We start from the raw sequence: 13,853 nt of genomic DNA on the forward strand, positions 1-13,853 counted from the left end.
GTCAAGAGAAAATTGTAGGAATTTCGGCGTGATCGGGAGAAAATCTAAAGGAAATCGCAGCTTCCCGAGGAATGTCGGGGAAGCTCCGGCAAATTTTCGGGTCGAATTGGGCGAACGGATACGCTGGCTGCTCGATCAGTTTCCCAATCGCGTCGAGGCGGCGGAGATCGCGGGCGTGACGCCGGAGCATCTTGCCTCCTACATCGCCGGGCGCGCCAAGCCGCCCTTCGAACTCGTCGCGCGGCTCGCCGCCGCCAAGAACGTCTCGCTCGACTGGCTCGCCAGCGGCGAGGGATCGCGGCAGGCGGGCGAGGCGGAGCCCGACGGTTTCGTGTCGATCCCGGTCGCGCGCGACGCCGATGCGGGGCCGGACGGCGGCGAGGATGCGGTGCTGTTCTCGGCCGGCTTCCTGCACGGCCTGGGCGCCGCGGATATCGACAAGCTGCGCATCGTGGTCCAGCGCGGCGCCGCCAACGAGCCGGTGATCCGCGACGGCGACCTGCTGCTGGTCGACACCTCCAACGACCGCATCGCGCGCGACGGCCTCTATGTCTCGCTGCGCGACGGCCGGTACTTCGTGCGCTTCGTGGAGACGGCGCCGAACGGCACGGTGACGCTGAAGTCGCGCAATCCCGAATACGGCACGCAGACGCTCGCGCCCGAGGAAGCGGAGCAGTTGCGAATCTTCGGCCGCGTGCGCTGGCGCAGCGGCGCGGTCTGACCGCTCAGCCCTTCGCCTGCTTGCGCAGGCTCTCGCGCAGCTCGGCGTTCTGCGTGCGCGCGGCGGCCAGTTCGCGCTCGGTCTCGCGCAGCTGCGTGAGCAGGCGCTGCGCCGCCGCGGCGCCGCGCCGGGCCGCGAACTCGGTGCGCAAATTCATCAGCTCGGTCACGTCCTCGACGCTGTGGATGATCCACTTCACATAGCCGTCCGGTCCCATCACCGGAACGTTGAGCCAGCTCCAATAGCGCTCCGCGAAGGCGCCGGTGCCGTGCTCGCGGACGTCGTATTTCTGGACGTTCATGCGGTCGGGCTGGCGCGACTTGAGCACCTTCAAAAGCGAGGCGCGCAGATTCTGCACCCCGTCGGCGGCGGAGTCGCCGGGATTGTCGGGAAACACCTCGAACAGATGCCGCCCGAGGATCGCGTCGCGCTCCGTCATCGTCGCCGCGCAGAACGCATCGTTCGCGGCCACGATCATGAAGCTCGGGTCGAGCACGAGATACAGCCCCGGCGTGCCGTCGAACACGACGGCGAATTCCGCCGTAGGCAGACGATTGGGATCGACCGCGCCGTCTTCGGATGTAGCGGTCATGGCATCCGCAGGACTTCAAAATACGCCCGGGAATATTGGACGAAACGCGCATCGCGGCATCCCCCTTGTTTTGGGGGGCGTGGACGCGCGGGCGCTCTACCGCGAGTAGAAACGCGGATCGCGGCCCGCGCCGCCGCGCGCAACCGTAGGACGCGCCGGCCGCGCGCGCCTCATCGCCAGTGATCCAGTTCGATCCACCAATCGCCCTCGATGTTCTTCTCGAAGGAGGCGATCGCGACGCGCTTGTCGAGATAGTCGTTCAGGTCCTTCGGCGGCGGCTCCTTGATCTCGATGATGCGGTAGAGCGGCGGCCCATAGCGGTACTTCTTGTAGGCGGCGGGCTCGCCGACGCCGGCCGACCACACCTCGATCCAGAGCTGGCAGCCGCGGATGTATTTCACGCCCGCGGCACCCAGCGTGCCGAGCAGGGCGCGCAGGCGCTTCTCGTCCGCCGGCGGCATCTGCGGCTGCGCCCAGGGCGGATCGCGCATCACGGTGAGATCGTATTTGAGCTTGCACAGATCGGTGCGCAGCGTCTCGAACGCGGCGCGCCGGGCGCGGAAGCTCGCGGCCATCTCGTTGTCGGTCGGCGGCGCCTTGCCGCAACCCGCGAGCACGAGCGCGGCCGCCAGGAACGCGGCGAAACGAACAAGGTTCATCGCGGCGGAATTTCCCGCTTCGCGAATTCCGCGTCCAGGCTGCTGCGCTGTGTCGCCGGCATGGTCACTCCCCTGCAGAAGCCTACATCAAGCCCGCCGGACGCGGCCGAGGCAATATCAGCCGGCGCGCTGGCCGATCTGCTCGGGCACGAACGGCCCCAGCACGCAGATCTGGTTGGTCCGCAGCACACGGATGGATTGCGTGCCGCCGCAGATCTCGTCCAGCGGCGTGACATAGACGAAGCCGTTGAAGTTGAGGCCCAGGCACGGCGTGCGCAGATGGCTGGCATAGACCCTGCCGTCCTTCAGGCGGAACAGGAGCTTCTTCGGGTTGACCACGGTCGTGCGGTCGATCAGGCGGGATTTCAGGCAGATCCGGGCATGCTGCTGCTGCTGCGCCGCCGCCGGCGCGGTCAGGGCGAGGACGGCCAGGGCGCCTAGAATGGCAAAACATCTCATGTCGTTTCTCCAAATATAGTGTGCCGCTCCGCGACGAGTTTCACCCGGCGGCGGCGCCGCGCATAGCTGAAATCCGGGCCCATTCCTTGACTTGCGGCGCGACTTCGACTCATGGTCCGCCCTCTCTTCCGTATGGAGACTGGACCATGTCCGCCGCCTCGCCGATCCACATCACCCTGCCCGACGGCAAGACCCTGGATTTCAACTCGGGCGTGACGGGCGCGCAAATCGCCGCTTCCATCGGTCCGGGCCTCGCCAAGGCGGCGCTGATCGTCGAAGTGAACGGCAAGCAATGGGACCTGTTCCGCCCGATCGAACGGGACGCCAATGTCCGCATCATCACAAGGAAAGACCCCGAGGCGCTGGAGCTGATCCGCCACGACGCCGCGCATGTGCTCGCGATGGCGGTGCAGGATCTCTATCCCGGAACCCAGGTGACCATCGGCCCGGCGATCGAGGACGGCTTCTATTACGACTTCGCGCGCGCCGAGCCGTTCACCCCGGAAGACCTGCCGAAGATCGAAGCCAAGATGCACGAGATCGTGAAGGCGGCGCTGCCGACCGCGCGCGAAGTGTGGCCGCGCGCCAAGGCGATCCAGCACTTCAAGGACATCGGCGAGACCTACAAGGCCGAGCTGATCGAGAGCATTCCATCCGACGAGGACGTGTCGATCTACTATCACGGCAACTGGCACGATCTGTGCCGCGGCCCGCATTTCGCGACCACCGCGCCGATCGGCGACGCCTTCAAGCTGACCAAGATCGCCGGCGCCTATTGGCGCGGCGACGCCAAGAACGCGCAGCTCCAGCGCATCTACGGCACCGCCTGGCGCGACCAGAAGGAATTAGACGCCCATCTCGAACGGCTGGCCGAGCAGGAGAAGCGCGACCACCGCCGCATCGGCCGCGACCTGGAACTGTTCACCTTCTCGCCGGAGGTCGGCGCCGGCCTGCCCCTGTGGATGCCCAACGGCATGGTGATCCGCCAGGAGCTGGAATTCCTCGCGGTGCAGGAGGAGCGGCGCGACGGCTACAAGCGCGTGTCGACTCCGGAGATCACCAAGGAAAATCTCTACATCCGCTCGCGGCATCTCGCCTACTACGGCGACGACATGTACTCGCCGATCGATATCGAGGGCGAGAACTACTACCTCAAGCCGATGAACTGCCCGCATCACCACATGATCTATCTGGCGACGCGGCACTCTTATCGTGAACTTCCCCTGCGGCTCGCGGAATACGGCCATTGCTATCGCTACGAGGCGTCGGGCGGATTGTCGGGGCTGATGCGCGTGCGCGGCTTCACCCAGAACGACGCGCATATCTATTGCCGCTTCGACCAGGCCAAGGACGAGTTCCTGAAGGTGATGCGCCTGCATGCCCGCTATTACGACCTGATGGGCATCAAGGACTATTACATGCGCTTCTCGCTGCCCGACCTGACCAAGAAGCACAATTTCGTCGACGAGCCGGAAAGCTGGCGCGCCTCGGGCGAGATCATCCGCGCGGCGATGACCGAGAGCGGCCTGCCCTATGTCGAGGCCGAGGGCGAGGCCGCGTTCTACGGCCCCAAGGTCGACTTCATGATCAAGAGCGTGATCGGGACCGAGTATGCGATCTCGACCAACCAGCTCGACTTCATGGCGACCAAGACTTTCGGCCTCTCCTATATCGGCGAGGACGGCGGCGAGCATCCGGTCTATGTGATCCATCGCGCGCCCTTGGGCAGCCACGAGCGCTTCACCGCCTTCCTGATCGAGCATTACGCCGGCAACTTCCCGACCTGGCTGGCGCCGGTGCAGGCGCGGGTGATTCCGATCAGCGAGAAGGCATTCGACTACGGCCACAAGGTCGTGGACGCGATCTTCCAGGCGCCGGTCGTCAACGGCACCACCGGCCTGCGCGTCGACATCGACACCAGCAACGAGCGCATGCAGAAGAAGATCCGCGACGCCCAGCTCAAGAAGATCCCCTACATGCTGGTAGTCGGCGAGCGCGAGGCGGCGGAAGGAAAAGTCGCGGTGCGTCTGCGTTCCGGCAAGGATCTGGGGCCGATGCCGCTCGAAACCGTCATAGAACGGCTGAAAAAGGAAGCCGAATCCCGTGTGGATGTGGCCGAATAGCCCTTGCGTTAACGGATTTGGCTCCTATTCTTAAGGGGTCAACCGTCGCCCCGCGCGACGCTTTGCGAGGACACCCCGCCACGCCGCAGAACCGGACATCGTTTCGCGAGGCATAACGGCAAGGGTCCTCGCGGAATGCGTTTTCGCGTGGGCGCAAATGAGGAGAGAAAGTCATAGTCCCCAGACGTTTTCAGCAGCCCGACAAGGCTCCGGCCAAGGGCGGCCCCCGCGTGAACGAGGAGATCTTTTCGCGCACCATCCTTCTGATCGGCGACGACGGCCATAAGTACGGCGAGATCGGCCTCGACGAAGGCCGCGCCATCGCGGAAGAAAAAGGCTTCGACCTGGTCGAGGTGTCGCCCGAGGCGAAGCCTCCCGTGGTCAAGCTGATGGACTACGGCAAGTTCAAATACGAACAGCAGAAGAAGGCCGCCGAGGCGCGCAAGAAGCAGAAGGTCATCGAGATCAAGGAGATCAAGATGCGCCCGACCATCGACGACCACGACTACGACACCAAGATGAAGCAGATGCGCCGCTTCTTCGACGAGGGCGACAAGGTCAAGGTCACGCTGCGCTTCCGCGGCCGCGAGATGGCGCACCAGAATCTCGGCATGGACCTGCTCAACCGCGTCCACAAGGACGTCGAGCCGGTCGCCAAGATGGAACAGTGGCCGAAGATGGAAGGCCGCCAGATGATGATGGTCTTGGCCCCGCGCTGAGCCATCGATGAGACGGACGACACTTATCGGAGCGCTGGCGGCGATGGCCGCCGGCGCTCTTTCTTTTTCCACCGCCGCCGAACTGCCGCCCGACATGGCGGCGATGAACCAGCCCCAGGCACCGTTCAAGATCGCCGACGATCTCTATTACGTCGGCGCGAGCGACGTGACGTCCTATCTGATCGTGACGCGGGACGGCTACATCCTGCTCGATGGCGGGTTTGCGCAGACCGCGCCGATGATCCTCGGTCATATCCGCGCGCTCGGCTTCGATCCCAAAGGGATCAAATACATCCTGAACAGCCACGCCCATTTCGATCACGCTGGCGGCATCGCGGCGATCCGCGCCGCGACCGGGGCGAAATTCGTCGCCAGCGCGCCGGATGCGCCGGCGCTGGAAGCGGGCGGCGCGGACTTCCCACCGGCCAGGCCGGACCGCATTATCGCCGACGGCGAGCGCGTGACGCTGGGCGGCGTGGCGATCACCGCGCACATCACGGCGGGCCACACCAAGGGCTGCACGAGTTGGACGCTGCCGGTGACGATGGACGGCAAGACGGAAAACGCGCTGTTCCTGTGCAGCCTATCGGTGCTGTCGAGCTACCGGCTGATCGGCGATCCGCGCTATCCGAACCAGGCGGCGGATTACGAGAAATCCTTCGCGACGCTGGACGGACTGAAATGCGACGTGTTCCTCGGCGCGCATGGCCAGTTCTTCGACATGAAGGAAAAGACGGCGCGGCTCGGCGCCAAACCCAATCCGTTCATCGACCCGCGAGGCTGCCGCGCCTTCTTCGCCAAGGCGCGGGCCGCGTTCGACAAGCGGCTGGCCGAATGCAAGGCCGATCCGGCCTGCGGCAAGACGGAAGAGTGATTCAGTAAACCGTCCGGGCCGAAACCGGGATCGCGGCGGTGCGCGGGCGCTCGATCGGCGCCGGCGCGGGCTCGCGCTGCGCCAGCATCGTCTGCGGCACGCCGCTGATCGCCTTGTAGGCGACGCGGCCGTCCTGCACCAGCAGCGTCACCGCCGCCTCGCGCGTCGCCGCGTTGGCCGAGCCCAGGCCGAAGGAGGCGAACATGCCGGAGCCGCTTCTCTGGTCGCCGGGCTTGAACACCAGCGCGGTGCAGCGGTCGCGCGCCTCGATGCATTCCTGCAGCGCCGCGTCCATCCGGTCGAATTTGCGCGAATCGCCGGCGAACCGCTCCATGACGCCGAGATAGGAAAGAACCTGGACATTCGCGGTCGTGGTGTCGAAGCCGAGCGCCGCGAGCTGGGAGGCGCGGGTCTCGCCCGGCTGCACTCTTATATAAGCGGTGGCGAGGTCCTGCAGGGAGCGGAGCTGGCTGCTGCTGGGGCTGTCGGAGGAGGGGCGCGGCAGCAAAGTCAGCGTGCCGCATCCCAGCAACGCCACCGTTACCACCAAAAGCGCAATCGAAGCGGCGTAGCGGAGTGAGCCGCTACCCTGTCCCTCGTTCATGGTCCCCAACGCCCGCCATATTTTGGTTGCCCAATCCTAAACACGTTGTTGTGGATAAGAAAAGCTGATCGGGCGCAAATGGTAACCCAGTATGGTTACGGATCGGTGATGGACGCACAGCAGCGCACAACCATGGCGATATCGGCGTTGCCGCCGGACAGAACGACCGCGATGGCCTTGTTTCTGGTATCGAATTTGCCCGCGAGCACCGCCGCCAGGGCGGCCGCGCCGCCCGGCTCGACGACGATTTTCAACCGCTGGAAGGCATAGCTGACGGCCCTTTCGAGCTCCGGGTCCGTCACGGTACGCACTTCAGCCACAAATTTTTTCGCAAGCGCGAAGGGGATATGGCCGGGCGCCGGCGCCATCAGGGCATCGGCGATCGACAGGGCGCCGCCCGGGGCGGCCGTCCGCGCGCCGGCCGCCAGCGACCGGCGCATGCCGTCGAAGCCCTCCGGCTCGACGCCGATCACCCGCGTCGCCGGACTGGTGCCGGACAGGGCGAGCGCGATTCCGGTCAGCAAGCCGCCGCCGCCGCAGGGCGAGACGACCGAATCGAGGACGACGCCGGCGGCCTTCGCGTCGGCGGCGATCTCCAGCCCGATCGTCCCCTGCCCCGCGACCACCATGGCGTTGTCGAAGGGCTGGATCAGGGTCGCGCCGGTGCGCTCGACGATGGCCTGCGCGATGGCTTCGCGGTCGTCGGTCAGCCGGTCGTAGAACACGATGGTCGCACCGAGCCGGCGCGTGCCGGCGATCTTGGCCTGCGGCGCATCCTTCGGCATCACGATGGTTGCCGGCAGGCCGAACTGCGCCGCCGCGGCCGCCACGCCCTGGGCGTGGTTGCCCGACGAGAAGGCGACGACGCCGCCGGCGCGCTTGTCGGGCGGGATCTGCAGCACCGTGTTGACGGCGCCGCGGAATTTGAACGAGCCGGTGCGCTGCAACGGCTCGGGCTTGAGGAAGATGCGTCCGCCGGCGCGGGCGTTGAGCTCGGCGTTCTCCAGAAGCGGCGTGCGCACCGCATAGGGCGCGATCCGCGCCGCGGCGGCTTCGACATCGGCGAAGGTGGGGAGGGCGATGGACATGGCGACCTGTCGGTTGGGGCGTCTTGTTTTATCCTCACCTGGCGCAAAACGCGCTCGTCATCGTCGTCATATCCGGCATTCTGCCTTACGGCTGGTTCGAGCGGCGCGGCTGGCTGTAGACTGACCGCGATGCAGCACTCCTCCCGGGGCATCGCGCTGAAGCTCGGCGCGACCTTCGCCTTCTCCGTCCAATATGTCGCCCTGAAGCTGGCCGGCAACACCGTGCCGGTCGGCGAGGTGGTGTTCTTCCGCGCCTTCTTCGCCCTGGTGCCGCTGCTGGCGCTCTCCTTCTACACGGTCGGGCCGGCGGCACTGATACGGACCAAGCGGCCGGGACTGCACCTGATGCGCGCGGCGATCGGCTCGTCCTCGATGTTCCTCGGCTTCGCGGCGCTGAAGCTTCTGCCGCTGGCCGACATCACGGCCTTCGGCTTCGTGCAACCGGTCTTCGCGGTGATCCTGGCGGCGCTGATGCTGAAGGAAAAGGTGGGGCCGCATCGCGGCTTCGCCGTGGTGGTGGCGTTCGGCGGGGTGATCCTGATGGTCCAGCCGCATGGCGGATTGCTCGGCATGGCCTCGGGCGGCTTGTCGGTGGGCGCCGGCCTGGCGCTGACCGCCGCGCTGTTCTCGGCCTTCGTGGTGATCTTCATCCGCCAGATGAGCGCCACGGAGAAAAGCGAGACCATCGTCTTCTACTTCATGTCGTTCTGCGCCGCGCTGGGCGCGGTCACCATGATCTGGTGGCGCGTGCCGCTCACCTTGTGGATGGCGACCTGGCTGATCCTGGGCGGCATCTGCGGCGGCTTCGGGCAGATCATGATGACGTTCGGCTACCGCTATGCCGAACCCTCGCTGCTGGCGCCGTTCGACTACACCGCGATGATCTGGGCGGTGGCGTTCGGCTATCTGGTCTTCGCCGAGGTGCCGGCAACGCTGGTGCTGGCGGGCGCCGCCGTCGTCACGGCGGCTGGAGCCTATATCGCGGTGCGCGAGCACCGGCTGGGCCGCGAACTGGCGAGCCGGGTCGAGGCGGTCTGAGCACCCCATGTTTGCGGGGGCGGCGCGGCCTTGACGGCCATCGGCATCCGTTGAAAATCCCGCCGGCTTTCGGTTGGGGGACGGGATGAAATTCAGGGCACTCTGGATCGGCCTGGCGGCCGCCGCGGCCATCGCGTTCTCCGCCCATGCCTCGGACGCCGGCGGCGGCGAGCCGGTCGGCGACCAGCAATCGCCGGTGAACATCGTCGGCACGATCCCGGCGAAGATCAAACCGTTCGTCGTCGATTACCGCTCGCGCGACTTCGACGTCACCAATGACGGCCACACCATCAAGGTGACGCCCGTCGGCGGCACCAACACCGTCGCCTATGACGGCAAGGTCTACACGCTCAGCCAGTTCCACTTCCATCACAAGAGCGAGCATGAGGTGAACGGCGTGCAGACGCCGATGGAACTGCATTTCGTGAACACGCTGGACGGCGATGCCGTCGTGCTGGGCGTCTTCCTGGACACCGGGGCGGCGAACGCGGCCTTCAAGGCGATCATGGACGCCGCGCCGGCGAGCCCCGGGCCGTCGAACCGCGTCAGGATAGATCCCAACACGCTGTTGCCGAAGGATCGGCACTACTGGACCTATATGGGCTCGCTGACGACGCCGCCCTACAGCCAGATCGTGCGCTGGATCGTGCTGCGGCACGGGGTGAAGGTCGATCCGGCGAGCATCGACAAATTCGTCGCGCTCTATCCCGACAGCGCGCGCGAGGTTCAGCCGCTCGACCGGCGCTTCATCCTCTCGGGGCCCTGAGCCGCCAGCCGGTCGAGCTCGGCCACGAAATCCTCGCCGAAATAGTATTTGAGCTCGTCGCGGGCGCCCTCATAGACGCTCGGCCCCTGGCCGGCGCAGGCGAGGCTCTTGTCGTGGACCTCGCTGCTCGCTTCGAGCACGCCGTAGTTGAAGGTCGTGGGGAACAGCGTCGAGACGATCGGCTTGAGCTCGTGATAGTCGATGCCCTTCTCGATCGCATAGGCGTGGATGGCGCAGCCGCGGCCCCGCGCGTTGCGGAACACGCATTTGCCGCCCCGCTCGCGCGTGCGGATATAGCGCCCGGTGGGAAATTCGGCGTCGTCCGTCACCGCGTCGGTGAACCATTCGGTGCGCGGGGCGGCGATGCGCGCCGAGAAATCCTCGCCCAGCGCGGCGATGCGCATCGCGTTGCCGACGTCGATATCGACGCCATAGGAGCAGCACTGGTCGTCGCAGAAGATGCAGTCCATGCATTTGGCGAAATAGCGCAGCGAGAAGATCGCCGTGTCGACCGAATGGATCACCGGCGCGCCCTGCACGCAGATGTAGCTTCGGGCGAGCGGGACGACGCTCATGCGATCTTCTTGAGCGCCGTGCGATCCGAGCGGCCGCCGGCTCTCTTCTTCGTCGATTGCGCCCTGGCGTTGGCGAGCGCGGTGTCGACCACTCGCTGGACCAGCTGGTCGTAGGCGAGGCCGATCTTCTCGCCCGCGGCGGCGAAGCCGGCATCGGGCGCGATGCAGGGATTGGTGTTGATCTCCAGCACCAGGGGCTCGCCCTTCGGCGTGACGCGGAAGTCGACGCGGACATAGCCGGTGAAGCCGAACAGCTTCCAGGTGCGCAGGCAGGCCCGCTTGAGCTTGGCGGCCAGCACCGGTTCGGCGGTCTCGGTCTCGAAGCAGCGGATCATCTGGTCGTTGATGTCCAGGCTCTCGTCCCATTTGGCGCCATAGCCGACGATGCGCGGCTTGTCGGACGGCCAGTCGTCGAACCGCATCTCGGCCAGCGGCAGGACCATCGGCTTGCCGTTCGGGCCCTGCATCATGGAGATGTTGTATTCGCGCCCGTCGATATATTCCTCGGCGAACCATTGGCCGCCATGGCGCGCCAGGCTTTCCGCCGCCCGGCGCCTGACCGCCTCTGCGCCTTCCACGACGCAGCCGTCGTCGAGGCCGACCGAGGCGTCCTCCAGCGTCGACTTGACGATGTATTTGCGGTCGTCCAGGCCGGCCCAATCGGGCGGCTCGTGCCAGTCGGCGGTGGCGATGCCGGCCTCGCGCAGCTTGCGCTTGGTGAGCGGCTTGTCGGTGGTGACCGCCATGGCGGCGTAATCGACGCCGGTGAAGACGGCGCCGGCCTCCTCCAGCATGCGCGGCGCGACGGGCGCGAGCCGCCCGAGCCCGTCGACGCCCTCGACCAGGTTGAACACGACATCGGCGCCCTCGTGCGCCAGCAGCGCGCGGAACCGGTCCGTATCGGTGGTGAACGGCGCCTTGGAGACTTCGTGGCCGTGCTTCAGGAGCGCCTGGGCCACGGCCTCGGCCGAGGTCAGCGTGTCGATGTCCTCCGGCGGCGCGTCGGGCGGCACGTCGGAATGCAGAACGAGAATGCGCATGCGGTCCCCCAATTTCCTACTTCGCCAGCGCCGGATAGCGCCTCAGGAACGAGTCCATGATCCTGCCGATCAGCTCCTGGTACGAAACGCCCTCGCGCGCGGCGATGAAGCACATGTCCGAGTACTCCGGCCGAAGGCCGGCCAGCGGATTGACCTCGATGAAAAACGGCCTGCCCGCGCCGTCGCATCGTATGTCGATTCGCCCGCCGTCGCGGCATCGAAGACAGCGCCAGGCCGCGAGCGCGACTTCGCCGGCGGCTTTCGCCTCGGCCGGCGGCGCGCCCACGATGTCGAGGCGGCCGTCCCAGTCCTGCTTGTTGACGAGGCCGTAGCCGTCGCCGTGATAGCCGGCCAAGGGCACGATCTCGCTGACGCCAAGCACGGCGGCGCTGTGGCCGGTACCGGTGATGCCGACGGTGAACTCGCGCCCGGCGAGAAACGGCTCGACCAGGACCGGTTGGCGGAAGCGCGCCAGCAGGTCGGCGGCGGTGGCGCGCATCTGAGCGCGGTCGGCGACCTTGTTGTTGGTACCGATGCCCTTGCCCGAGCCTTCGGCGACGGGCTTCAGGAAGAGCGGGAACGGCAGGTCGATGGCGTCGACGTCCTCGATCCGCTCGATCACGGCGAAGTCCGCCGTCGGCACGCCGCAATCGCGCGCGATCCGCTTGCACATCGCCTTGTCGAGCGTCACCGCCATGGTCAGCGGATCGGAGAACACATAAGGGATGTCGTAGGCTTCCAGGATCGCCGGAACCTGGGCCTCGCGCGCCAGGCCCTTGAGGCCCTCGCAGAAATTGAACACGCCGTCCCAGCGGTCGCCGGCGGCGAGGCGCGCGACCAGGGCCTTCACATTGCCGATGCGGACGGGCGCGAAGCCGAGCCCGGCGAGAGCGTCGCAGAGACCGTCGATGGTGACTTCGGCGTCGAACTCGGCCGTCTCCTCCTCGCTGTAACCCTGGGCGAGGTAGTCCTTGCGCAAATCGAAGGTGACGCCGATGCGGAGCATGAAATCACCTCCCCCTTGCGGGGAGGTCGAAAAACATTGAGCGCAGCGAGATGTTTTCCGGGTGGGGGGCGGTGCCGGACGGAGGGAGCGGCCCCCCACCCGAAAAAGCTTCGCGCTTTCGCGCGAATCTTTTTCGACCTCCCCGCAAGGGGGAGGTGATGGAAGTGCGCATATCCCAAACAGTTCGGCCTCCCCGTTCGGAGAGGCTGGGTGATCGCATAACTTCGCCTTCGACCTTAGCCGCCTATTTGTCGGCGCCCAGCGTGCCGCCGGGATCGGGGTAGCGGTACACGCCGCCCTCGAAATTGCGCAGCAGCAGATCGTCGCCGTCGCGCCCCGCCACAAAGTCCGGCGCGATCTGGATCTTGCCGCCGCCGCCCGGCGCATCGACCGCGAAGATCGGCGTCGCATAGCCTGTGGTGTGGCCGCGCAGCCCCTCGATGATCTCCAGGCCCTTCTCCACCTTGGTGCGGAAATGGGCCGAGCCGCGGATCGGATCGCATTGATAGAGGTAATAGGGACGGACCCGGCGCTTGAGCAGGCCCTGCATCAATGGCTTCATCACCTCGATGTCGTCGTTGATGCCCTTCATCAGCACGGTCTGGCTGCCGAGCGGGATGCCGGCATCAGCCAGCCGGGCGGTCGATTCGGTGACCTCGTCGGTCAACTCGGCCGGATGGGTGAAGTGGATGCTCATCCAGAGCGGGTGATACTTCTTCAGGATGGCGATCAGGTTCTTGGTGATGCGCTGGGGCGTCACGACCGGCATCTTGGTGCCGATTCGCAGGAACTCGATGTGCTTCATCGCCCGAAGGCGCCCGAGCAGCCAGTCGAGCTTGTCGTCGCCCAGGGTCAGCGGGTCGCCGCCCGAGAGCAGCACGTCGCGGATCTCGGTGTGCTGCTCCAGATAGGCGAGGGCCTGTTCCCATTGCTTGGTCGAGAACTGGTATTCGCCGCCCGGATTGCCGACGACGCGGGCCCGCGTGCAATAGCGGCAATAGGTCGAGCAGGTGCCGGTGGTCAGGAACAGCACGCGGTCGGGATAGCGGTGGACCAGGCCCGGCGCGGCCATGTCGTGGTCCTCGGCCAGGGGGTCGTCGTCCTCGCCGGCCGTGGTCAGGTATTCGTCGCCGGTCATGATGTGGGTGCGCCGCAAGGGTTCGCGGGCGTCCTTCAGCCCCATCAGGCTGGCGTAATAAGGCGTGATGCCGACCGGGAGCGAGCCCTTGTGGCGGCTCACCGCGTCGAACTCGTCGGCCGACAGCGAGAAGATGCGGACCAGCTCGTCGCGGGTGCGGATGCGGGCGCGCATCTGCCAGCGCCAGTCGTTCCACTCCACCGTCGAGGTGCCGGGATAGAAGGTCTTGTAGAAAGCGCGCGTATCGGGATTGACGGGGAAGCGGAGGGCCACCTTCTTCGCGGGGGCGGCCTCTTTGGAGGGAGCAAGCAGCGGCTGCGCGCCGGACGCTTCCGTCAGTTGGGGTCGGACATCCTGCCTTGGGCGGATCGTCCGGAGCGGAGGCTTGGCTTCACGCCCCCGCGCGATTTGGAGACTCATCGTCCTATAAGACGCTCCGAAGTTGCGATCC

15 protein-coding genes are annotated in these 13,853 nt (G+C 66.4%); 6 read left to right on the top strand and 9 right to left on the bottom strand.

Going from position 1 to position 13,853, the window contains the following annotated elements; translation table 11 throughout:
• Nucleotides 1–106: 106 nt before the first annotated feature.
• Nucleotides 107–721, top strand: coding sequence for a S24 family peptidase (locus tag WDM86_21670; GenBank protein MEI9992628.1), 615 nt, complete (start codon nucleotides 107–109; stop codon nucleotides 719–721).
• Nucleotides 722–725: 4 nt separating this feature from the next.
• Here WDM86_21670 and WDM86_21675 read toward each other — a convergent pair whose 3' ends face one another.
• From WDM86_21675 to WDM86_21685, 3 genes are all read right to left on the bottom strand, one after another.
• Nucleotides 726–1,313, bottom strand: a complete 588-nt coding sequence (locus tag WDM86_21675) for a PAS domain-containing protein (GenBank protein MEI9992629.1) — start codon at nucleotides 1,311–1,313, stop codon at nucleotides 726–728.
• 170 nt (nucleotides 1,314–1,483) lie between these two features.
• Nucleotides 1,484–1,972, bottom strand: a complete 489-nt coding sequence (locus WDM86_21680; GenBank protein ID MEI9992630.1) for a hypothetical protein — start codon at nucleotides 1,970–1,972, stop codon at nucleotides 1,484–1,486.
• Between the two features lie 117 nt (nucleotides 1,973–2,089).
• On the bottom strand, nucleotides 2,090–2,431 hold the full coding sequence (locus WDM86_21685; protein MEI9992631.1) for a hypothetical protein: 342 nt from the start codon (nucleotides 2,429–2,431) through the stop codon (nucleotides 2,090–2,092).
• 146 nt (nucleotides 2,432–2,577) lie between these two features.
• Between WDM86_21685 and thrS the strand changes: the two genes are divergently transcribed.
• From thrS to bla, 3 genes are all read left to right on the top strand, one after another.
• Complete coding sequence (gene thrS, locus WDM86_21690; GenBank protein MEI9992632.1) at nucleotides 2,578–4,554, top strand: threonine--tRNA ligase; 1,977 nt, start codon at nucleotides 2,578–2,580, stop codon at nucleotides 4,552–4,554.
• A gap of 230 nt (nucleotides 4,555–4,784) precedes the next feature.
• Entirely contained in the window at nucleotides 4,785–5,273 is a 489-nt protein-coding gene (infC, locus tag WDM86_21695; GenBank protein MEI9992633.1) for a translation initiation factor IF-3, read from the top strand.
• Nucleotides 5,274–5,280: 7 nt separating this feature from the next.
• Complete coding sequence (gene bla, locus WDM86_21700) at nucleotides 5,281–6,147, top strand: subclass B3 metallo-beta-lactamase (GenBank protein ID MEI9992634.1); 867 nt, start codon at nucleotides 5,281–5,283, stop codon at nucleotides 6,145–6,147.
• Nucleotide 6,148: 1 nt separating this feature from the next.
• Here bla and WDM86_21705 read toward each other — a convergent pair whose 3' ends face one another.
• Both WDM86_21705 and WDM86_21710 read right to left on the bottom strand, forming a co-directional pair.
• Nucleotides 6,149–6,685 (bottom strand): hypothetical protein, encoded by a 537-nt coding sequence (locus WDM86_21705; protein MEI9992635.1) that lies wholly within the window; start codon nucleotides 6,683–6,685, stop codon nucleotides 6,149–6,151.
• 161 nt (nucleotides 6,686–6,846) lie between these two features.
• Nucleotides 6,847–7,839: a threonine/serine dehydratase gene (locus WDM86_21710; GenBank protein MEI9992636.1), complete on the bottom strand. Its 993-nt coding sequence runs from the start codon at nucleotides 7,837–7,839 to the stop codon at nucleotides 6,847–6,849.
• A gap of 129 nt (nucleotides 7,840–7,968) precedes the next feature.
• Here WDM86_21710 and WDM86_21715 point away from each other — a divergent pair, with 129 nt between their 5' ends.
• Together WDM86_21715 and WDM86_21720 are read left to right on the top strand one after the other, a co-directional pair.
• Nucleotides 7,969–8,877 carry a DMT family transporter gene (locus WDM86_21715; protein ID MEI9992637.1) on the top strand — a complete coding sequence of 303 codons (909 nt, stop codon included), beginning with the start codon at nucleotides 7,969–7,971 and terminating at the stop codon, nucleotides 8,875–8,877.
• An 85-nt stretch (nucleotides 8,878–8,962) separates the two neighbouring features.
• A complete protein-coding gene (locus WDM86_21720; protein ID MEI9992638.1) occupies nucleotides 8,963–9,643 on the top strand; it encodes a carbonic anhydrase family protein in 681 nt (226 codons plus the stop codon).
• Here the strand turns inward: WDM86_21720 and WDM86_21725 are convergent.
• From WDM86_21725 to WDM86_21740, 4 genes are all read right to left on the bottom strand, one after another.
• The gene (locus WDM86_21725; protein ID MEI9992639.1) at nucleotides 9,604–10,218 is read right to left on the bottom strand and encodes a hypothetical protein; all 615 of its coding nucleotides are present in this window, start codon (nucleotides 10,216–10,218) and stop codon (nucleotides 9,604–9,606) included. The two genes, WDM86_21720 and WDM86_21725, sit on opposite strands and share 40 nt — an antisense overlap.
• Nucleotides 10,215–11,258: a hypothetical protein gene (locus WDM86_21730; GenBank protein MEI9992640.1), complete on the bottom strand. Its 1,044-nt coding sequence runs from the start codon at nucleotides 11,256–11,258 to the stop codon at nucleotides 10,215–10,217. The genes WDM86_21725 and WDM86_21730 overlap by 4 nt, the downstream gene beginning before the upstream one ends.
• 16 nt (nucleotides 11,259–11,274) lie before the next feature.
• Entirely contained in the window at nucleotides 11,275–12,264 is a 990-nt protein-coding gene (locus tag WDM86_21735) for a hypothetical protein (protein ID MEI9992641.1), read from the bottom strand.
• Between the two features lie 244 nt (nucleotides 12,265–12,508).
• A complete protein-coding gene (locus tag WDM86_21740; protein MEI9992642.1) occupies nucleotides 12,509–13,675 on the bottom strand; it encodes a KamA family radical SAM protein in 1,167 nt (388 codons plus the stop codon).
• Nucleotides 13,676–13,853: the final 178 nt, after the last annotated feature.

Origin of the sequence: Rhizomicrobium sp. (genome assembly GCA_037200045.1) — a bacterium.
Taxonomy (GTDB): Bacteria; Pseudomonadota; Alphaproteobacteria; order Micropepsales; family Micropepsaceae; genus Rhizomicrobium.